General features: G+C 69.9%; 19 protein-coding genes and 4 tRNA genes. 8 read left to right on the top strand and 15 right to left on the bottom strand.

What is annotated here, in order from left to right:
• Positions 1–305: 305 nt before the first annotated feature.
• The 3 genes from HQ603_RS13800 to HQ603_RS13790 are packed head-to-tail and all read left to right on the top strand — an operon-like array spanning position 306 to position 5,181.
• On the top strand, positions 306–1,949 hold the full coding sequence (locus HQ603_RS13800) for an MFS transporter (RefSeq protein WP_222685085.1): 1,644 nt from the start codon (positions 306–308) through the stop codon (positions 1,947–1,949).
• Positions 1,946–3,541 carry an MFS transporter gene (locus tag HQ603_RS13795; RefSeq protein WP_308126530.1) on the top strand — a complete coding sequence of 532 codons (1,596 nt, stop codon included), beginning with the start codon at positions 1,946–1,948 and terminating at the stop codon, positions 3,539–3,541. The genes HQ603_RS13800 and HQ603_RS13795 overlap by 4 nt, the downstream gene beginning before the upstream one ends.
• Positions 3,538–5,181: an NAD-dependent epimerase/dehydratase family protein gene (locus HQ603_RS13790; protein ID WP_222685084.1), complete on the top strand. Its 1,644-nt coding sequence runs from the start codon at positions 3,538–3,540 to the stop codon at positions 5,179–5,181. Before HQ603_RS13795 ends, HQ603_RS13790 begins: the two co-directional genes overlap by 4 nt.
• Here the strand turns inward: HQ603_RS13790 and HQ603_RS13785 are convergent.
• Both HQ603_RS13785 and HQ603_RS13780 read right to left on the bottom strand, forming a co-directional pair.
• The gene (locus tag HQ603_RS13785; protein WP_222685083.1) at positions 5,111–5,656 is read right to left on the bottom strand and encodes a DUF2505 domain-containing protein; all 546 of its coding nucleotides are present in this window, start codon (positions 5,654–5,656) and stop codon (positions 5,111–5,113) included. The two genes, HQ603_RS13790 and HQ603_RS13785, sit on opposite strands and share 71 nt — an antisense overlap.
• Positions 5,653–6,945, bottom strand: coding sequence for an aminotransferase class I/II-fold pyridoxal phosphate-dependent enzyme (locus HQ603_RS13780; RefSeq protein ID WP_222685082.1), 1,293 nt, complete (start codon positions 6,943–6,945; stop codon positions 5,653–5,655). Before HQ603_RS13780 ends, HQ603_RS13785 begins: the two co-directional genes overlap by 4 nt.
• Before the next feature lie 343 nt (positions 6,946–7,288).
• Here HQ603_RS13780 and HQ603_RS13775 point away from each other — a divergent pair, with 343 nt between their 5' ends.
• Positions 7,289–8,458: an acyl-CoA dehydrogenase family protein gene (locus HQ603_RS13775; RefSeq protein ID WP_308126529.1), complete on the top strand. Its 1,170-nt coding sequence runs from the start codon at positions 7,289–7,291 to the stop codon at positions 8,456–8,458.
• An 81-nt stretch (positions 8,459–8,539) separates the two neighbouring features.
• Here HQ603_RS13775 and rplL read toward each other — a convergent pair whose 3' ends face one another.
• Positions 8,540–8,929 (bottom strand): 50S ribosomal protein L7/L12, encoded by a 390-nt coding sequence (gene rplL / locus HQ603_RS13770; RefSeq protein WP_068099504.1) that lies wholly within the window; start codon positions 8,927–8,929, stop codon positions 8,540–8,542.
• Between the two features lie 123 nt (positions 8,930–9,052).
• Positions 9,053–9,622, bottom strand: coding sequence for a 50S ribosomal protein L10 (gene rplJ / locus HQ603_RS13765; RefSeq protein WP_222685081.1), 570 nt, complete (start codon positions 9,620–9,622; stop codon positions 9,053–9,055).
• A gap of 347 nt (positions 9,623–9,969) precedes the next feature.
• Here rplJ and HQ603_RS13760 point away from each other — a divergent pair, with 347 nt between their 5' ends.
• The 3 genes from HQ603_RS13760 to HQ603_RS13750 all read left to right on the top strand — a co-directional run bounded on the left by HQ603_RS13760 (position 9,970) and on the right by HQ603_RS13750 (position 13,223).
• Positions 9,970–10,167: a hypothetical protein gene (locus HQ603_RS13760; RefSeq protein WP_222685080.1), complete on the top strand. Its 198-nt coding sequence runs from the start codon at positions 9,970–9,972 to the stop codon at positions 10,165–10,167.
• Positions 10,168–10,380: 213 nt separating this feature from the next.
• Positions 10,381–12,243, top strand: a complete 1,863-nt coding sequence (locus HQ603_RS13755; RefSeq protein WP_308126528.1) for a CocE/NonD family hydrolase — start codon at positions 10,381–10,383, stop codon at positions 12,241–12,243.
• Between the two features lie 71 nt (positions 12,244–12,314).
• On the top strand, positions 12,315–13,223 hold the full coding sequence (locus tag HQ603_RS13750; protein ID WP_308126533.1) for an alpha/beta fold hydrolase: 909 nt from the start codon (positions 12,315–12,317) through the stop codon (positions 13,221–13,223).
• Between the two features lie 129 nt (positions 13,224–13,352).
• On the opposite strand, the gene rplA is transcribed toward HQ603_RS13750, so the two are convergent.
• From rplA to HQ603_RS13695, 11 genes are all read right to left on the bottom strand, one after another.
• Positions 13,353–14,072: a 50S ribosomal protein L1 gene (gene rplA, locus HQ603_RS13745; protein WP_068146027.1), complete on the bottom strand. Its 720-nt coding sequence runs from the start codon at positions 14,070–14,072 to the stop codon at positions 13,353–13,355.
• A gap of 74 nt (positions 14,073–14,146) precedes the next feature.
• Complete coding sequence (gene rplK / locus HQ603_RS13740) at positions 14,147–14,581, bottom strand: 50S ribosomal protein L11 (RefSeq protein ID WP_068146024.1); 435 nt, start codon at positions 14,579–14,581, stop codon at positions 14,147–14,149.
• Positions 14,582–14,656: 75 nt separating this feature from the next.
• On the bottom strand, positions 14,657–15,523 hold the full coding sequence (nusG, locus tag HQ603_RS13735) for a transcription termination/antitermination protein NusG (protein WP_222685078.1): 867 nt from the start codon (positions 15,521–15,523) through the stop codon (positions 14,657–14,659).
• 59 nt (positions 15,524–15,582) lie between these two features.
• A complete protein-coding gene (secE, locus tag HQ603_RS13730) occupies positions 15,583–16,038 on the bottom strand; it encodes a preprotein translocase subunit SecE (RefSeq protein WP_222685077.1) in 456 nt (151 codons plus the stop codon).
• 113 nt (positions 16,039–16,151) lie between these two features.
• Positions 16,152–16,227: transfer RNA gene (locus HQ603_RS13725), tRNA-Trp, on the bottom strand.
• A gap of 103 nt (positions 16,228–16,330) precedes the next feature.
• Positions 16,331–16,789: a (3R)-hydroxyacyl-ACP dehydratase subunit HadB gene (gene hadB / locus HQ603_RS13720; RefSeq protein ID WP_308126527.1), complete on the bottom strand. Its 459-nt coding sequence runs from the start codon at positions 16,787–16,789 to the stop codon at positions 16,331–16,333.
• On the bottom strand, positions 16,782–17,315 hold the full coding sequence (gene hadA, locus HQ603_RS13715; RefSeq protein ID WP_222685076.1) for a (3R)-hydroxyacyl-ACP dehydratase subunit HadA: 534 nt from the start codon (positions 17,313–17,315) through the stop codon (positions 16,782–16,784). The genes hadB and hadA overlap by 8 nt, the downstream gene beginning before the upstream one ends.
• Before the next feature lie 88 nt (positions 17,316–17,403).
• Positions 17,404–17,571, bottom strand: coding sequence for a 50S ribosomal protein L33 (gene rpmG, locus HQ603_RS13710; RefSeq protein WP_027504552.1), 168 nt, complete (start codon positions 17,569–17,571; stop codon positions 17,404–17,406).
• Positions 17,572–17,667: 96 nt separating this feature from the next.
• Positions 17,668–17,740, bottom strand: a tRNA-Met gene (locus HQ603_RS13705).
• A 35-nt stretch (positions 17,741–17,775) separates the two neighbouring features.
• Positions 17,776–17,848: transfer RNA gene (locus HQ603_RS13700), tRNA-Thr, on the bottom strand.
• Between the two features lie 160 nt (positions 17,849–18,008).
• Positions 18,009–18,091: transfer RNA gene (locus HQ603_RS13695), tRNA-Tyr, on the bottom strand.
• 187 nt (positions 18,092–18,278) lie between these two features.
• On the opposite strand from HQ603_RS13695, the gene HQ603_RS13690 reads away from it, so the two are divergent.
• Positions 18,279–18,770: a YajQ family cyclic di-GMP-binding protein gene (locus HQ603_RS13690; protein ID WP_222685075.1), complete on the top strand. Its 492-nt coding sequence runs from the start codon at positions 18,279–18,281 to the stop codon at positions 18,768–18,770.
• Positions 18,771–18,778 lie beyond the last annotated feature (8 nt).

The raw sequence follows: 18,778 nt of genomic DNA, 5'->3' as shown, positions 1-18,778 counted from the left end.
AACCCACTCGAGTGGCCGCAACGACCACGCACCTTACCGATCGGTAACCCGCCCCCCGACGCGGCCGTGGCTTCCGTGATCGAAGTCTGCACGATGATCCGCCGTTGCACGGGGGAACAGAGGTGACGCGCGTGAAATTCGTGACCGTTCGCAAGGAGTCCGTCGTACGCGGTCACGGGGCGCGCCCGTCGACGCAGTGACCTCGCCCCGAGATGCTCCGCGACGGGCGCGATGGCGCCCCGCGCCGCGAGACCCGCCCTACCGTGAGCCCCCGCACGACCCCGTGCGCGGAAACCGGAGGATCGATGACCGACGTGACCCGGACGGCCCCGAGCCGGCGCCGCCAACTCGCCGCCTTCGCCGTCATCTGCGTCGCCGAGCTGCTGATCGTGTTGGACATGACGATCATCAACGTGGCGCTGCCGTCGATCGGCGTCCAGCTCGCCACCGGCATCTCGGGACTCCAGTGGGTGGTCGACGCCTACACGCTGACGTTCTCCGGCCTGCTGCTCGCGTTCGGCAACCTGGGTGACCGGTACGGCCGCCGGCTGTTCCTGCTGGTCGGCCTCACCGGCCTCGGAGCGTCGTCGATCGTGGGGGCGACCGCGGACGGACTGGGCGACGTGCTGACCTCCCGCGCCGTCATGGGCGTCTTCGCCGCCATGGTGCTCCCGGCGACGCTGGCCGTCATCACCAACCTCTTCCCGCTCCCGAAGGAGCGCGCCCTCGCCATCGGCGTCTGGTCGTCGATCGCGGGGGTGGCCGTCGCGATCGGACCGGTCTCGGGGGGCTTCCTGCTCGAGCACTTCTCCTGGCACTCGGTCTTCTGGCTGAACGTGCCCATCGCCCTGGTGGCCGTGGTGCTCGTGGCGCTGATCGTGCCGGAGTCGCGCGCCGCGAACCCGGGCAAGCTCGACGTGCCCGGCGTGATCCTGTCCACGGCCGGGGTGACCCTCCTGGTGTTCGTGGTCATCGAGGCCCCCAACTTCGGGTGGACTTCCCCCGCCACCCTCGGCGGTGCGGTGGTCGCGGCCGCGCTGCTGTGGGCCTTCGTCCGTCGGGAACGACGCGTTGCGGCCCCGGTGCTGGACGTCTCGTTGTTCCGGATCGCGCCGTTCGCCTGGCCGGCGGTGTCGATCGCCGTGGGCTTCTTCAGCCTCTTCGGCTTCCTGTTCCTCATCACCCAGTACTTCCAGGGTATTCGCGAGTACAGCCCGCTGGCCTTCGGCATCGCTACCCTGCCGTTCGCCGCCGCCCTCGCGATCAGCTCGCCGACGGCCACGGTCGTCGCGCAGAAGGTGGGAACCATGCCGGTCCTCGTCACCGGGCTGGTGTCGATCGGGGCGGGCCTGGTGGTGGCCGCGCAGGTGGAGATCGACAGCTCCTACCTCGGACTCGTCCTCCCCGCCATGCTTCTGCTGGCCGTCGGCATCGCCGTGATCCAGGGCCCGGCCACGGAATCCATCATGTCCTCGCTCCCCCTCGACGAAGCGGGCGCCGGCGCCGCGGTCAACGACACGACCCGCGAGATCGGCGGCACGCTCGGGGTCGCGGTGCTCGGCTCCCTGGTCGCCAGCTACTACGTCTCCACGGTCCGGCCCCTGGTCGAGGCGATCCCCAGCGCGATCATGACCGACACCGAGAAGACGTACGCGCAGGCCAGCGTGCTCAGCGTCTCGGAGATCCGCGCCCGCGACCTGCCCAGCCTCTTCGAACCCCAACGCGCACAACTCATCCTGGAGATGAAGGAAGCCGCCCTGCGCGGCTCGTCCATCGCGGCGTACGTCGCGGCGGGCGCCGTGTTCGTCTGCGCCGTCGTCGTCGCCCTGAGATTCCCCGCGCACCACCGCACCACCGGCATGCTGGCGCCGGAGGCACCGGACCGCACCGAGCGGTCGCACACCGGACCGTCGCACAGCGGGCCGTCCCACACCGAGGCCGACCGGTGACGGCCGTCGTGCCCTCCGCCGCCGACCTGTCCTCGCGACGCCGCACCGCCGCCTTCGTCGTCATCTGCTTCGTCGAGCTCCTGGTGGTGCTCGACAACACCGTCGTGAACGTCGCGCTGCCGGACATCAGCGAGGAGCTGCGCGCGGGATTCACCGGCCTGCAGTGGGTGGTCGACGCCTACATCCTCACGTTCTGCGGCCTCCTGCTCGCGTTCGGCAACCTCACCGACCGCATCGGCCGCAGACGCATGCTGCTCATCGGCGTCACCGGCCTGGCCGCGACGTCGGTGATCGGTGCGGTGGCCGACAGCCTGCCGCAGCTGATCACCTCCCGCGCCCTGATGGGGGTCTTCGCGGCCGCCGCCCTGCCCGCCACGCTGGCGGTCGTCATCGACCTCTTCCGCGAGCCGGCGCAGCGTGCGGTCGCGATCGGCACCTGGGCGTCGGTGGCGGGCATCGCGATCGCCGTCGGGCCGGTGTCGGGCGGCTACGTCGTCGAACACTTCTCGTGGCACGCGGTGTTCTGGCTGAACGTGCCGATCGCCCTGGCCGCCGTCGCGGGCATCGTCGTCGCGGTGCCGGAATCCCGTGCGCCCGTGGCCGGTCCGGTGGACGTTCCCGGCGTCGTCCTGTCCTTCGCGGGCATCACGGCGCTGGTGTACTCGGTGATCGAGGCGCCCACGCACGGGTGGTGGACCGCGCACACCCTCGGCGGCGCGGCCCTCGGCACCGTGCTGCTCGTCCTCTTCGTCCGACGCCAACTCACCACCGCCGCACCGATTCTCGACGTGCGACTGTTCCGGTTGCCGCCGTTCGCCATGCCCGCCCTGGCGATCTCGGTGGCCTACTTCTCCCTCTTCGGCTACGTCTTCCTCACCACCCAGTACTTCCAAGGGGTCCGGGGCTACTCGGCCCTCGAGTTCGGCGTCGCCACCATTCCGTTCGCCCTCGCGCTGGCCGTGAGCGCGCCGCTGGCCACGTCGGTGGCGCAGCGCGTCGGCACCATGCCCGTCGTGGTCGCCGGCCTGCTCCTCGTCTCGATCGGGATGGTGCTCGCCGGGCAGGTCGACGTCGACTCGTCGTACGTCGGCCTGCTGCTGCCCACCATGGTGGTGCTCGCCGTGGGTATCGCCGTGATCCAGGGTCCGGCAACGGAATCCATCATGTCCGCGGTGCCCATGGACGAAGCGGGCGCCGGCTCCGCGGTCAACGACACCACTCGCGAACTCGGGGGCACCCTCGGCGTTGCCGTGCTGGGCTCGATCACCGCGTCCTACTACAACGCCACCGTTCGGCCCGTGGTCGCCGAGATTCCGTCGTCCGTCCTGTCCGACCGGGACCGCGAGTACGTCGACTCGAGCGTCCTGTCGGTCACGCAGCTGCAGCAGCAGGATCTCCCCAGCCTGCTCGTGCCCGCGCGAGATGCGTTGGTGGAAACCATGAAGCGGGCCGCGATGGACGGCGCGCAGACGGCGTCCCACGTCGCCGCGGCGGCCGTCGCCGTCTGCGCGGTGGTGGTGGCCGTCGGCCTGCCGCGGTCCCATCGCACCACCGGCGTGCTGCGCACGGGCGACACATCGGAGGACGCATGACCGGACTGACCGTCGCCGTCACGGGCGCCACGAGCGATTTCGCCGCCGCCCTGCTCCCGGTGCTGCTGGACGACCCGGCGATCACGGCGGTGGTCGGGCTCGGGCGCCGCGCCCCCCGCGTCCACCACGCCAAGCTGCGGCACGTGTCCGCCGACATCCGCTCCCCCGAACTGGAATCGATCTTCACCGGGTGCGACGTGGTGATCCACCTGGCGTTCGTCGTGGAGGAGCAGCGCGACAAGGCCGCCATCCACGAGGTCAACATCGAGGGCACCCGCAACACCGTCGAGTGCGCGCACCGCGCCGGGGTGCGCTCGATGGTCGTGGCGTCGAGCGTGAGCGCCTACGGCCGCGAGGACCTGCCCGTGCCCGTGACGGAGGACGAGTTCCCGACGGCGGATCCGAGTCGCTACTACTTCTTCGACAAGGCGGAGGTGGAGCACTTCGTGGAGTGGTGGCTGCGACGCCACCCGGGCGAGATGTCGATCGCGCTGCTGCGGCCGACGTACGTGGTGGGGTCCCACTTCGCGAACGACGGCATCGACACCCTGACCCAGCCGGTGGTCGCGTTCCCCGATCCCCGACGCTCGCACTACCAGTTCCTGCACCAGGACGACATGGCGGACGCGTTCCACCGTGCCGTCCACGAGCGTCTCGACGGGCCGTGGAACCTCGGTCCGCGGGACTGGCTCTCGGTCGCCGAGCTGGGCGCGATGCAGGGCCAGCTGGTCCTGAACGTCCCGCTCCGCCTGCTGCGCACCGCGGTGAACGTCGCCTACGCGCTGCGTCTGCTCCCGTTCTCCAGCCACTGGATCTCCTCCGGTGAGGCCGCGGTGGACTCGTCCGCGCTGGAGCGCCGCACCGGGTGGGCTCCGACCATGAGCTCCGCCGAGGCCGCCGCCGTGATGATTCTGCTCGCGGGGCGGCCCGTGGTCACGCGCCACCACGCCCCCCAGCGGCACGTGGTCTGCGAATCGGCACTGCAGGCGGCCACCGCGCGGGTACGGGCCTGGGGCGACGTCGACCCGGCGGTCGCCGATCTGACGAGCCGCCTCGACGCGGGGCTCGACCGGTGCGAGCACCGCCGGGTGGACATCCCGACCGGCGCGGTGCACGTGGAGATCCACCGGGCCGACGACGGCTCGACCGTCGTGGTGCTCCCCGCCCCGCGCGGGCTGCACGCCCGCTACCTCACCGCGCTGGGCCGCGCGATCGCCGACCTCGGCGCCACCGCGGTGCTGGTCGATCTGCCCGGTCACGGACTGAGCACGGGCCGCCGGGGGCGTACGTCCCGCCGGGCCGAGCGCGAGGCCCTGCGGGCGGTGACGGCGGAGTTCCCGACCGACGACGTCGTGGTCGTCCGTCATCGCCGAGGATCGCGTCGGGACAGCCTCGCGGCCGTGCCGGGGGCGGACGGACTGCTGCGGGCCCGCAGCGGTGTGCGTCTGCCGGTACGCCGATCGGAGGAGGGCCACACGACCACCCGGCTCCCGCGCGTCCGCACTGTCCGGCTGCCGCGGCGCGCCGGCATGCGGACGGGCGACGGCCAGGCCCGCGCCCTCGCGGCGATCAGTCGTGTCGTGACTGCACGGACGCGGTCGGCGGCACCGTCCCCTGCGCGACGAGCCACCGCATCGTGAACTCGCGTTCGGCCTCGAAGCCGCGCTCGACGTCCCCGGCCATCATCTTCTCGAGCGCGGGCCCGACGACGGGCATGGTGGCCTCGACGGTGCCGCGAAAGATCAACGCGCACCGATCCGTTCCGGTCGGCCGGAGCTCGAGGTCCCCCGCCAGGATCACGGGGACGCCGGCCGTCACCAGTCGGTAGTCCCCCACGGCCGAGCCGTCCGAACGCAGCGGCTGCCATCGCTCGAGGCACCGGGCGGACATCGTGCTGCCGACGAGCCGGCGCAGACTCTTCGGGACCGCGGCGGGATCGAGCGTCTGGTCGACCTCGGAGACGGTCAGCGTCGACGTCACCTCGTGCCGCACGACCCTGCTGCCGCTGCCGAGATCACGGACCCGGTCCGACCAGTACTCGGCGTCGGTCAGGGTGGCGTGCAACCGCGCCGCAGAACACGGGTACGCGGTGCACTGCTCGACCGAGAGACTCACGCGCCCACCGGAACCGGGCTCGAGAGGGCCGCGCCGACCTCGTCCGGGGCCGCCTGCCGGTCCGCGTGCTCGGACCCGTCGCCGAGAACCCTGCCGACCTCCTCGATCACCCGATCGAGGTGCGCGGTCGTGTGGTCGGCCTGGACGCACAGACGCAGGATCGCGCCGTCGTGCGGCACCGCCGGGAACATCGCCGCGGAGGCGAACACCCCGGCGTCCCAGAGGGTTCGCCACGTGTTGACCGTCTTCAGATCGTCCCGCACGTTCACCGCGACGATGGGGGACACCAGGTCCGACCCGTCGGGCAGCGGGCTGGGCGCGCCGACGTCGACCCCCGCGGCCCGCAGACCGTCGTGCAGGTACCGCGCGTTGGCGAGGGTGCGCCGGGAGCGCTCGGCCCCCTCGTCCGTGCGCATCAGGCGGATCGCCGCGAGCGCGGCGCCGAGGGCGGCGGGCACCCCGGCCGTGGTGAACAGGAACGTGCGGGCGTGCACGCGCATGGCGTCGACGATGTCCTTGGATCCGGCAACGAACCCACCCGACGATCCCAATCCCTTGGACAGGCACCCCATGCGGGCGTCGATGTCGTCGGTCGCGCCGAACAATCCGGCCGCACCGGTGAGATCCGGGCCCATCACGGCGACGCTGTGGGCCTCGTCGACGAACAGTGCGGCGTCGTACTTCTCGCACACGGCGGCGATCTCGTCGAGCGGTGCCAGGTCCCCGTGCATCGAGTACAGCCCGTCGACGACCACGAGGACGACGCCCGTGGAGCGACTCAGCTTGTCCTCCAACAGATCCACCCGGTTGTGGCGGAACGCGCGAACCGTCGCGCGGGAGAGCCGGCAGGCGTCGTAGATCGACGCGTGGGCCGCCGAGTCGACCACGACGGTGTCCCCGACGCCGACGAGGGCACTGATGCCGCCGAGGTTGGCCTGGTACCCGGTGGTGAACACCAGGGCCTGATCGGTGCCGTGCCAGTCGGCCAGCTCCTCCTCGAGCTCGGTGTGCAGTGTGATGGTGCCGTTCAGCAACCGGCTGCCGGTGACGGTGGCGCCGTAGCGCTCGAGTGCCGCCGCGGCGCCCGCGCGCACCACCGGATGATCGGCCAGGCCCAGATAGTTGTTGGAGCCCATCATGATCACCGAGCGGTCCTCGACGTCGACCGTCGGTGCGTTGACCGACTTCATCACGCGGAAGAACGGATTCTGATCGTGCTTGGTGAGCACGCGGTGCGCCCAGATGCGCTTGTCGTGGCGGATGCGGTCGAGCAGAGCCTGTGAACTCATGTGTCACCCCGAACAGGTCGGTGGGAGGATCCGGCGGAGCCCGCCGGCGCACGGGCGGCCGAGGGGGGGATCCGGCGCGGTTCCGCACCGGGCACACCGGCCTCAACCACTGTTGCGCTTACCCCTCCAGGCTACGGAAGTCGTTGTGCCGGAACACGACGGAACCGATGTGACCTGTGGTCAACAGTCGGTCGTTCGGTTGGAGAAGTACCAGGGTCGTGCGGTTGACCCGGGCAGGCGGCGGCGACGAGCCGATACTGCGGTCGGTGCGTTCCGCCCGGAAACGACCGCAGGAGAGCACCTTCCGGGACAGAACCGGACGACCCCGACGAAAGGTACCGCCGTGTCCACGACTGCCGAGGAACGGCCCACCGCTGCTCCCGCCACCACCCCCCGCCTCGCCTCCCTCGAGCGCGACACGCTGCGGCGCTATCTGCCGACGCTCGCGGACTACCTCGACGCGACCCCGCTGTCGGTCCTCGAATCGCCCGGGCACGACGCCGTCGCGGTCTTCAAGGACACCGGCGGTTGCGGTCTCATCGCCCCCGAGTCCCTCGGGGGACTGGGCGCGTCGGCCGTCGACGCGATGCGCATCCACCGCGCCCTCGGCGCGTCGTCGCCGTCGTTGGCCGCGGCGGTGACCATGCACCATCTCTCGCTGGCCACGATCGTCGAGATCGCGAAGGCCGGGCCGGAGGAGGAACTCCCCCTCGTCGCCGGGCTCATCGAGCAGAAGGCCCTGATCGCGTCCGGGTTCGCCGAGGGCGTCGGCTCGACTCTGGTGCCGTCCGTCGACGCCTACTACGACGACGGCGACTACGTGATCAACGGCAGCAAGAAGCCGTGCAGCCTGTCCGCGTCCATGGACTTCCTCGCCGCGAGCGTCGCCACCCGCGAGAAGAAGGGCGGGAAGACCCGCAAGGCGGTGGCCCTGATCCCGGCCACCATGCCGGGGGTGTCGGTGCGGCCGTTCTGGAGCACGCCGATCCTGGCGGGCGCCGAGAGCGAGGAGGTGGTGCTCGAGGACGTCCGAATCCCGGTGGCGCTCACGATGATCGGGGCGCTCGACGATCCGGACGGCCGGCACGAGCTGACCGGGTTCCTGTGGTTCGGCATCCTCGCCTCCGCCGGCTACGTCGGCGCCGCGACGGCCCTGGTGGACCGGCTCGTGGGCCACCCCAAGGTGAGCGACAGCGTCTACACCACGGCCGCCGCCGAACTCGAGTCCGCCATGGCGGCACTGGAGGCCGTCGCCGCGGCCCTCGACCGCGGCGAGACGGGTGCCGACGTCTCCGCGCGGCTGCTGTTCTGCCGCATCGCCCTGCGGGGCGCGCTGCGCCGCGCCGCCGACGCCGCCGTGACCGCGCTCGGCGGCATCGCGTTCATCACCGACCCGGACGTGGCGTACCTGCAGTCGGTGGTGTCGGCCTTCGCCTTCCACCCGCCGTCGATCCGGGAGACCGAGGCGTCGTTGGCCGCGTACCACCGCGGCGAGGCGTTCTCCCTGGCCTGACCCCGGCCTGCCCCCCCCGAACGACGACAGCGGCCGCACCCCGGAAGGGATGCGGCCGCTGTCGGTTCGCGGGAACTCAGATCACTTGAGGGAGATCTTCGCGCCGGCAGCCTCGAGCTTCTCCTTGGCGGCGTCGGCGGCAGCCTTGTCGACCTTCTCCAGGATCGCCTTCGGGGCGCTCTCGACGAGGTCCTTGGCTTCCTTCAGGCCCAGGCCGGAGACGACCTCGCGGACGACCTTGATGACCTGGATCTTCTTGTCGCCGGCCGAGTCGAGGACGACGTCGAACTCGTCCTGCTCCTCGGCAGCCTCGGCGCCACCGGCAGCCGGGGCACCGGCAGCGGCAACGGCGACCGGGGCAGCGGCGGTGACCTCGAAGGTCTCCTCGAATGCCTTCACGAACTCGCTGAGCTCGAGGAGGGTGAGCTCCTTGAACTGGTCGAGCAATTCTTCGGTGCTGAGCTTCGCCATGGGGGCGTCCTTCCGTGATGCCCGCCGCCGTGAGCGGCGGGAAGTTGCTGTCGCCGATCCGGGGACAGGGTGGTGGCGTGCGGGCGAACCCGCACAGGTGGTGCTGCAGTCCTTGCGGATCAGCTACTCGGCGGCTGCGGCTTCCGGCTCCGCGGCAGCATCTGCCGAGGCGCCCGATTCTGCGGCCTTCTTCTCCTGCAGCGCAGCCGCGAGACGCGCGACCTGCGAGGCGGGAGCGTTGAACAGTCCGGCAGCCTTCGACAGGTTGCCCTTCATCGCGCCGGCCAGCTTGGCCAGCAGAACCTCACGCGACTCGAGGTCCGCGATGCGGTTGACCTCGTCCACGGACAGCGCGCGGCCGTCCATGTAGCCGCCCTTGATCACGAGCGCCTTGTTGTCCTTGGCGAACTGCTTGATCGCCTTGGCGGCGTCGACGGGCTCGCCCTCGATGAACGCGATCGCCGTCGGTCCGACGAACAGATCGTCGAGACCCTCGATGCCCGCATCCGCAGCGGCCCGCTTGACCAGGGTGTTCTTGGCGACGGAGTACGTGGCCCCGGCACCGAGCGCCCGACGCAGTTCGGTCAGACGAGTGACCGACAGGCCACGGTATTCCGTGACCACGGCCGCCGTCGCGCCCTTGAACTGCTCCGAGATCTCCGACACCGCGGTGACCTTCTCTGCTTTCGCCATACTTCGCCTCCTCTCTTTCGCTCTCGTGTCGATCCCTCGGCGAGAGGCGAAGCCGGCCCGGACACGAGAAACGCCCCGGACGCAGAAGCGTTCGGGGCGCACGACGGTGAGCGGAGGACGTCGGTACGACGTCGACACGCTGCTCGGGCCTCGATCCTCCTGCGTGGGCCGCCGACTCGCGAGGGGTCGGACCTTCGATCACGCCCCGTACGGGCGCGACGACCAACGGTCTTGGGTGGAACGGGTGAAGCATGTGGCTGCTTGCGCAGACCGGTCGAGTGTAGGCGGTGGCGAGCCGCGAACGCAAAACGGGTTACCGAGGACCGACTTCGGGAACAGAGTCCACCATGGCCAACTATCGCGTACTCGACCCCACCGGTTCCGTCGTCGCCACCAAGGAGATCGCCAACTCGACCGACGCCCACAGCTGGTTCAAGGAGAGCAAGTCCGACGACGCCGAGCTCGGCTGGCGCCTCGAGGTCGAACACGACGGCGAGTGGGCCTTCTTCAGCGACAGCGAGGGCACGCCCGAGGGCGGCAAGTAGACCGGCCCACCCCGATCGACACCACCGACGACCGCGCCGTTCGTGGCACCTGCCCACGAACGGCGTCGTCGCGGCTGTCCGCGGCGACGACGTTCGCGCGTTGCGACGACGTGCGCACCGCCCTCGAGGTTGACTCGTCCATCATGACCTCCGTCGACAGCACGGCCGCCGCCGCGCACCCACTGGTGCGTCCGGGCGCGCTCGGCCGCCCTGGTGGAGTCGACTCCCGAGTTCCCCGGCGTCCACATCCGCCGCGCCGTGCCGATTCCGGTGAGCGACGGAACCGTGCTGCGCGCCGTGGTGATCTCCCCCGCCGACGACGACGGCCGACCGGCGTCGTACCGCTTCCCCGTCGTTCTCAACGTCACCCCGTACAACTCGCTGCTGCTCGACGTGATCGACCGGCTGCTCGAGGCCCCGGTGCTGGGCCGGACCCTGCGCTCGGTGTCCGCGTCGATCGACCTGTCCGGCACCCCGCTCGAGGGCGTCACCGAGATCACGCGGGTGATCGCCGGTGGGGCCGCCGATCTCCTGACGATCAACCGCCACCTGGTGCGCAGCGGGTACGTCCAGGTCATCGTCGACGCCCGTGGTACCGGCCAATCGGCCGGTGTGTGGGACACCCTGGGGCCGCGCGAGCAGCTCGACACCCTCGACGTGCTGCGCTGGGTCCGGTCGCAGGACTGGTGCGACGGGCACGTCGGCATGGCCGGCATCTCGTACTCCGCGATCAACTCGCTGCAGGCGGCGGGATCACCGGACGGACCCGACGCGGTGTTCGCAGTGGAGGGCTCCGAGGACATCGTCCGCGAGATCTTCGCGACCGGCGGGGCGCCGTCGGTGTTCATCCCGCTGTGGCTGGCCACGGTGAACGCGCTGAAGTGGGCGCCCACCCCACACCTCGGGACCGGCATTCCCCGCTGGCTGGTGGACCGGCTCCGCAGCCCGGCCACGAACGTCGGGAACCTCGTGCGCGGCTTCCTCACCGGGTCCGACCCGCGTATCTACGACGACCCGAGCTTCGACACCATCGACCCCACCATCGAGACGATCGACGTCCCGACGTTCCTGTACGGGTGCTGGCACGACATCTTCGGCGGCGCGGCCCCCGACATGTACAACCGGCTCACCCTCGAGCGCGGTCGCAAGCAACTGCTGGTCGGCGACGGCTACCACGGCAATCCCGGCATCGGCTTCGGCGAACCCGGCTTCCCACCGCGTCTCGACGTGCTCGAACGCGCCTGGTTCGACCGGTGGCTGCGCGGCGTCGACAACGGCATCGACCGCTACGGGCCCGTCACGCTCCGGCAGCAGGGCGGCGGGTGGAGCGCCCACGGCCGCTTCCCCGCCCCCAAGGCCGCCCCCCGCCGGCTGTATCTGACCGCCGACACGTCGGGCACCGCCGGGCACGCCCGCACGGACGGCTCCTTGACCTCCGAGCCGCCGTTCCGCTCCGCGTCGCTGCGCGTGGCGCCGGGCTGGCGCGCCACGATCTCCCGCGACACGACGCAGGTGCTCGCCGGGGTGCCCGCGGTGCTCGGCGGCGGCTTCACCTACGACAACCGCTTCGCCGAGCGGGACGCCCTCACGTTCACCACGCCGCCCTGCCGGGCCTCGGTGGTGCTCTCCGGGCCCGCGAATCTGCACGTCACCACGGTCGCGTTCGCGCGCGAGGCGTTCTGGGCGGTGATGGTGTGCGACGTCGACCCCGACGGGCGGTCGACGGTGCTCACCAACGGTGCGCTCCTCGCGACCCGGCGGGCGATCGACGACGACAAGAGCGTGCGGACCGACGACGGCGACTACCTCGTCGCGCACCACCCGCTGACGCGCGAATCGCTGCTGCCCGTGGTTCCCGGCGAGGTCACCGTGCTCGACATCGAACTACTCTCGACCGAGGCGGTGCTGCACCCCGGCCACCGCCTCCGGATCGACCTGTTCGCCGCCGACGCGCCGCGCTACGTCCCGATCCTGCCGGACCGCCTGCGTACCCGCTGGCGCGCCCAGGACGTCGTCGTCGATCCGTCGAACCCCAGTTTCGTCACGCTGCCGGTGCTCGGTGAGCCCGGCTGGTAGGAGGACACATGCACGAGGCACGCGCGGACCAGCACGACCGAGACGCACGGGAAGCCGACTCCGACCTCGAGATCCGCCGGGGCACCGCCCCCGTCGGTCGGGGCGTCGAGATCGCGTACGAGGACATGGGCGACGTCGACGCGCCGCCGGTCCTGCTCGTCATGGGTCTCGGGTGTCAGCTGCTGACGTGGTCGATGCCGTTCTGCCGCCGTTTGCTCGACGCCGGCCACCGCGTCATTCGGTTCGACAACCGCGACATCGGCCTGTCCACCAAGATGACCGGCGCGCGGGTGACCGGCAACGTTCTGCTGCGCCTGCTGCGCCACGAGCTGGGACAGCCGAGCTCGGTGCCGTACACGATCGTCGACATGGCCGACGACACGATCGGGCTCATGGATCACCTGGGGATCGACCGCGCGCACATCGTCGGCGCCTCGATGGGCGGCATGATCACCCAGGTCGCCGCCGGTGCGCACCCCGAGCGGTTCGACTCCGTCACCATCGTCTTCTCCAGCACCAACCAGCCGTTCCTGCGTCCGCCGGACCTGCGCGCGCTCGCGCCGCTGCTCAAGCCGCCGCCGAAGAACGCCACCCGCGAGCAGATCATCGAGCACCAGGCGACGACGTTCCAGACCATCGGCGGCAAGCAGTACGCCACCACGTGGGAGGAGCGCATCGCCGACGCCACCGCCGCCTACGACCGCAGCTACCACCCCGCCGGCATCGTCCGGCAGTTCGCGGCCATCACCGGCACCGGCAGCCTGCTGGACTACACCCGCCGCATCACCGCGCCCACCGCCGTGATCCACGGCACCGCCGACCCGCTGGTCCCGCCGATGTGCGGCAAGGCCGTCGCCAAGGCGATCCCCGGTGCTCGACTCACGCTGCTCGACGGGATGGGTCACGACATCCCCAACCAACTGCTCGACGACGTCATCGGCGCCATCACCGACGTCATCGCGCGCGCCCGACCTGCCTGACGGCACACGACTCGCTCCGAACGACGGGATCCCGTCGGATCGGGGCGGTCGTGTGCACCGGCGCAGGTCCGGACACGACGAAGGCCGGCACCCCACACGGGGGTACCGGCCTTCGGCTGTCTACGCGGATCAGGCGGTCGCGTCGTCCTCGAGGAGGTTGCGGGTCCGGTTCGGGTCCACCGGGATGCCCGGTCCGGTGGTGGTCGAGACCGTGACCTTCTTGACGTACCGGCCCTTGGCCGACGACGGCTTCGCACGCAGGATCTCGTCGAGCGCCGCGCCGTAGTTCTCCACCAGCTTGGCGTCGTCGAACGACGCCTTGCCGATGACGAAGTGCAGGTTGGCCTGCTTGTCGACGCGGAAGTTGATCTTGCCGCCCTTGATGTCGTTGACGGCCTTGGTCACGTCCGTGGTGACGGTGCCCGTCTTCGGGTTCGGCATCAGGCCACGCGGTCCGAGAACGCGGGCGATGCGGCCGACCTTGGCCATCTGATCGGGGGTGGCGATCGCGGCGTCGAACTCGAGCCATCCGCCCTGGATGCGCTCGATCAGGTCCTCGGCTCCGACCTCGTCGGCACCGGCTGCGGCGGCCTCGTCGGCCTTCGCGCCGGCGGCGAAGACGATGACGCGGGCGGTCTTACCGGTGCCGTGGGGCAGGTTGACCGTGCCGCGGACCATCTGGTCCGCCTTGCGGGGGTCGACACCGAGGCGTACGGCGACCTCGACGGTGGCGTCGAACTTGCTCGACGCGGTGTCCTTGGCCAGCTTCGCCGCCGCGAGCGGCGAGTAGAGCTGGTCGGAATCGATCTTCGCTGCGGCGGCCTCGTAGGCCTTGCTGCGCTTTGCCATGGTGAATCCGTTCGTTCGTTCGGAGTGTGGTGACGAGCCTGGCCGGCTCTCCCACGAGAAGTGCTGGGGTGTGATCAGCCCTGGACCGTGATGCCCATCGAGCGAGCAGTGCCGGCGATGATCTTCGCGGCCTGATCGATGTCGTTGGCGTTGAGGTCTTCCTGCTTGGTCTTGGCGATCTCGCGCACCTGATCCATGGTCACCGTGGCGACCTTGGTCTTGTGCGGCTCGCCCGAACCCTTGGCGACGCCGGCTGCCTTGAGCAGCAGCTTGGCGGCAGGCGGGGTCTTCAACTTGAAGTCGAAGGTCCGGTCCTCGTAGACCGAGATCTCCACCGGCACGACGTTGCCACGCTGCGACTCGGTCGCCGCGTTGTACGCCTTGCAGAACTCCATGATGTTGACGCCGTGCTGACCGAGGGCGGGGCCCACGGGCGGCGCCGGGTTGGCCTGGCCGGCCTGGATCTGAAGCTTGATGATCCCGGCCAGCTTCTTCTTCTTGGGGGGCATCTGTATTTCCTCGGTTGTTGCGTGGTTCTCGGATGTCTTGCGGTACTGCCTGCAAGTAGTGGGGGGTGGAGCGAGCTAGATCTTGGCGACCTGCGTGAAGCCGAGCTCCACGGGCGTCTCGCGACCGAAGATCGACACCAGCACCTTGAGCTTCTGCTGCTCCGCGTTGACCTCGCTGATCGAGGCGGGCAGCGTCGCGAACGGGCCGTCCATGACGGTGACCGACTCGCCCACCTCGAAGTCGACCTCGATGATCGGCTTGGCCGCGGTCTCGCCCGCGGTGTCGCCACCGGCGGCCGGCGCTGCGGAGGCCTTCTTCTTGTCCTCCTGCGGCATGAGGAACTTGACGACCTCGTTGACCGTCAGCGGCGACGGGCGCGAGGTCGCGCCGACGAAGCCGGTGACACCGGGCGTGTTGCGCACGGCGCCCCACGACTCGTCGTTGAGCTCCATGCGCACCAGGATGTAGCCCGGCAGCACCTTGCGGTTGACCTGCTTGCGCTGGCCGTTCTTGATCTCGGTGACCTCTTCGGTGGGCACTTCCACCTGGAAGATGTAGTCGCCGACGTCGAGGTTCTGGACGCGGGTCTCGAGGTTGGCCTTCACCTTGTTCTCGTAACCGGCGTACGAGTGGATGACGTACCAGTCACCGGGAGCCCGACGCAGCGCCGCCTTGAGCTCGGCGACCGGGTCGACCGGCTCGGCGTCGATCGGGGTCTCGTCGGAGACGGCGTCGTCGGAGACAGCGGCGTCGTCGGATACGGCGGCGTCGTCACCGGTCGCGGCGGCGACGTCACCAGTCGCGGCGGCGACGTCGGCCGCGATGGCCTCGTCGGTCGCGCGGTCCTCTGCGGCCTGCTCCGCTTCGAGGCCCTGCTCGGTGGCCTCGACCTGAGCGTCGTAGGCGGCCACGTCGGTGGCGTCGTTATGGGGCGTGCTCACGAAAGGCACTCGCTTCCTGTTTTCGTTCTGTCGTGTCGGGGTGGGCGCGTACGTCGGCGTCAGCCGAACAGCCACTGGACCCCTCGGATGAACGCCAGGTCCAGCCCACTGATGTAGGCCACCATGAACGTCACGAACACCAACACCACGGCGGTGTAGGTGACCATCTGCTTGCGGTTCGGCCAGATGACCTTGCGCAGCTCGGCAACGACCTCGCGGAGGAACTTGCGCAGTCGCTTGAAGATGTTCTGCTTCGGCGTCGCCTCGGCGCGCTGGCGGCCGGGGACGCGCGACGCCGTGGCGACCGACTTGCCGGCGGTGGTCGATCCGCTGGTCGACGCTGCGGATCCTGCACTGGACCCTGCGGTGGTCCCGGTGTCCCGCGGACGACGTGCGGCGCGCTTACCGGTGGGCCGTGCCGATGCGGCCGATCCCTCTGCGGCGGCCGATCCGTCGGCAGCGGCGGACGCGTCGGAGGAGGCGGCGCTGTCGCGCGGCTCGCGCTGATCGCTCACGTGGTTCCTCTCGGTCGCGTTCGGTCCGCCGCGCCCACACGGGCGAGGACGGTGGCCGACCCGCCGGATCGAACACCTCCGGATCGGGTGACTCGGAGAAGACCGGCCGGTCGTGGCAGGGGCGACAGGACTTGAACCTGCAACCTACGGTTTTGGAGACCGTTGCTCTACCAATTGAGCTACGCCCCTTCGATCGCCCGAGGCGATCGCAGCCGGAGACGGACAGCGCGCAGCGCCGCACGACCCCGAAGCACGAGTGTACTGCACCGCGTGAACGGGAACGAAATCGTCCCTAACCGAGCCGCACGGTGGCCGTCGCGCGCCCGAAGATCTTCTTGCCCTCGAACTTCGCCGTGATGGCGACGACGGCGGTCCGGTTCTCCGCGTCGACGGACTTGACCTTGCCCGTGAAGTCGACCTTGGCCGGCTCGGTCTCCTTCACCAGGACCGGCGAGGTGAAGCGCACGTTGTACTCGGTGATGGCACCCGGGTCGCCGGACCAGTCGGTGACGTACCCGGCGCCGAGGCCCATGGTGAGCATGCCGTGCGCGACCACCTCGGGCAGGCCCGCGAGCGACCGCGCCACCGGGTCGGACCAGTGGATGGGGTTCGGGTCACCGGACACCCCGGAGTAGTTGACCAGGTCGCCGCGCGTGAGCTCGTAGGTCTTCTCCGGCAGGTCCTGTCCGACCACCACGTCGTCGAACCGCTTGCGGCCGGACACGACCGTTCCGGATCGCTCGTCACTCACTGCGCATCACTCCCTTCGCCATGGCCAGCGCCTCGGTGTCGGCACCGCCGCCGGTCTTGGCGACCAACGTCGTCACCGTGGTCATCACGTCGTGATCGTCCGCGTCGGTGACGATGTTCTTGGTCACGATGATGTCGCTGCCGCCCATCTGGCGGAACGACTCGAGGTAGACGTCGACCGTCAGGCGGTCGCCGGCGACGATGGGCCGGTGGAACTCCAGGCGCTGATCGGCCTGCATGATCTGCGAGAGGTCGTACCCCGTGATGACCTCGTCGAACATGGCCTTCTGCGCGATGATGCCGATGACCGAGACGAAGGTCGCGGGCGCGACGAGATGGTCGTAGCCCAACTCCTGCGCCGCGTCCTCCGAGAGGTGCGCGGGGTGCAGGTTCTGCACGGCGCGGGCGTACTCACGCACCTTCTCGCGTCCGATCTCGTAGTGATCGGGCATGCGGTAGTGGTGGCCCACCATCGACGCGGTGTGAGCGGCCGGATCGACGGCGACGGGCGTTGCCGTGTCGGTCATGACGAGGTCCCCCCTGACGGACGAGTGTCTGAACGCACGACAGCGCTGCCCCCGCCCGACGGGCGAGGACAGCGCTGGCGTGGAGGAATCAGCGAGATTCGCGGTGCGCCCGGTGGGTTCCGCAGTTGGGGCAGAACTTCTTGATCTCGAGGCGATCGGGATCGTTGCGCCGGTTCTTCTTGGTGATGTAGTTCCGGTGCTTGCACACCTCGCACGCCAAGGTGATCTTGGGCCGAACGTCGGTGGAGGAGGCCACGTCGATGCCTGCTTTCGGGTAGAGCGCGATACGGGCGCTGCGTCGGTCACGGATCGGACCTCGCCGCGCAGCGGCCGCGAAGTCCTTCGAGTCGAGTAGCGATGGCCGGACTTGAACCGGCGACACAACGATTATGAGTCGTTTGCTCTACCGACTGAGCTACACCGCCTCGGTGCCGGACGCCGGCCGGCGCACGGTCCCGCGAGCCCCCTAACGGAATCGAACCGTTGACCTTTTCCTTACCATGGAAACGCTCTACCGACTGAGCTAAGGGGGCAGGTTCGGCGCTTGCTCTCGCACGCGTCGAAGCCTCGACAGACAGTACACAAGCCCCGGTCGACCCGCCAAATCGGCTGGTCGGGCCCGGTGCGAGTGCGATCCGACCCGTCCTACGACTCGGCCCCGACGAGCTGGTGCTCGCCGGGGCCGGGCCGGGGTGGCAGATGTAGGATTCGAACCTACGTAGGCATAAGCCGACGGATTTACAGTCCGCTCCCATTGGCCGCTCGGGCAATCTGCCGGGTGCGATCCGAGGGCGGTGTTCCGCTCTCGGTGCGACGACGAGACTACAACGACCGCACCCCCGAATGCCAAACCGCCTGCCCAGACCGCGGTCCGATACGGTCGAACGAGGGCGCGACCGACGGGCTGAGACCCGATCAGCCCCCGATCAGCCCCCGATCAGCGCGGAAGAGGGAGAGAAACTCATGGCCGATTCGTCGTTCGACGTCGTCAGCAAGGTCGACCGTCAGGAGGTCGACAACGCGCTGAACCAGGCCGGTAAGGAACTGTCGACCCGCTACGACTTCCGCGGCACCGGCGCGAGCATCGACTGGTCCGGCGAGGAGTCGATCGTGCTCACCGCCGAGGCCGAGGAGCGGGTGAAGGCCGCGCTCGAGGTGTTCCAGGAGAAGCTGATCCGCCGCGACATCTCGCTCAAGGCGTTCGACGCCGGCGAGCCCGTGCAGTCCGGCAAGACCTACAAGATCACCGGCACCCTCGTGCAGGGCATCTCCACCGAGAACGCCAAGAAGATCTCGAAGAAGATCCGCGACGAGGGCCCCAAGGGGGTCAAGGCGCAGGTGCAGGGCGAGGAACTGCGGGTGTCGAGCAAGAAGCGCGACGACCTGCAGGCCGTCATCTCCCTGCTCAAGGGCGAGGACTTCGGCATCGCCCTGCAGTTCGTCAACTACCGGTAACTACCGGT

This window comes from Rhodococcoides corynebacterioides, from assembly GCF_019834675.1.
Classification (GTDB): Bacteria; Actinomycetota; Actinomycetes; order Mycobacteriales; family Mycobacteriaceae; genus Rhodococcoides; species Rhodococcoides corynebacterioides_A.
Note: the sequence above shows the minus strand (reverse complement) of the source record. Positions and strands in the feature narration are given on the sequence as shown.

Bases quoted from the DNA above. Each gene is read 5' to 3' on its own strand.
- HQ603_RS13800 (WP_222685085.1), top strand. From the start codon at position 306: ATGACCGACGTGACCCGGACGGCCCCGAGCCGGCGCCGCCAACTCGCC.
- HQ603_RS13790 (WP_222685084.1), top strand. From the start codon at position 3,538: ATGACCGGACTGACCGTCGCCGTCACGGGCGCCACGAGCGATTTCGCC.
- HQ603_RS13780 (WP_222685082.1), bottom strand. From the start codon at position 6,945: ATGAGTTCACAGGCTCTGCTCGACCGCATCCGCCACGACAAGCGCATC.
- rplL (WP_068099504.1), bottom strand. From the start codon at position 8,929: ATGGCGAAGCTCAGCACCGAAGAATTGCTCGACCAGTTCAAGGAGCTC.
- rplJ (WP_222685081.1), bottom strand. From the start codon at position 9,622: ATGGCGAAAGCAGAGAAGGTCACCGCGGTGTCGGAGATCTCGGAGCAG.
- HQ603_RS13760 (WP_222685080.1), top strand. From the start codon at position 9,970: ATGGCCAACTATCGCGTACTCGACCCCACCGGTTCCGTCGTCGCCACC.
- rplA (WP_068146027.1), bottom strand. From the start codon at position 14,072: ATGGCAAAGCGCAGCAAGGCCTACGAGGCCGCCGCAGCGAAGATCGAT.
- rplK (WP_068146024.1), bottom strand. From the start codon at position 14,581: ATGCCCCCCAAGAAGAAGAAGCTGGCCGGGATCATCAAGCTTCAGATC.
- hadA (WP_222685076.1), bottom strand. From the start codon at position 17,315: ATGACCGACACGGCAACGCCCGTCGCCGTCGATCCGGCCGCTCACACC.
- HQ603_RS13690 (WP_222685075.1), top strand. From the start codon at position 18,279: ATGGCCGATTCGTCGTTCGACGTCGTCAGCAAGGTCGACCGTCAGGAG.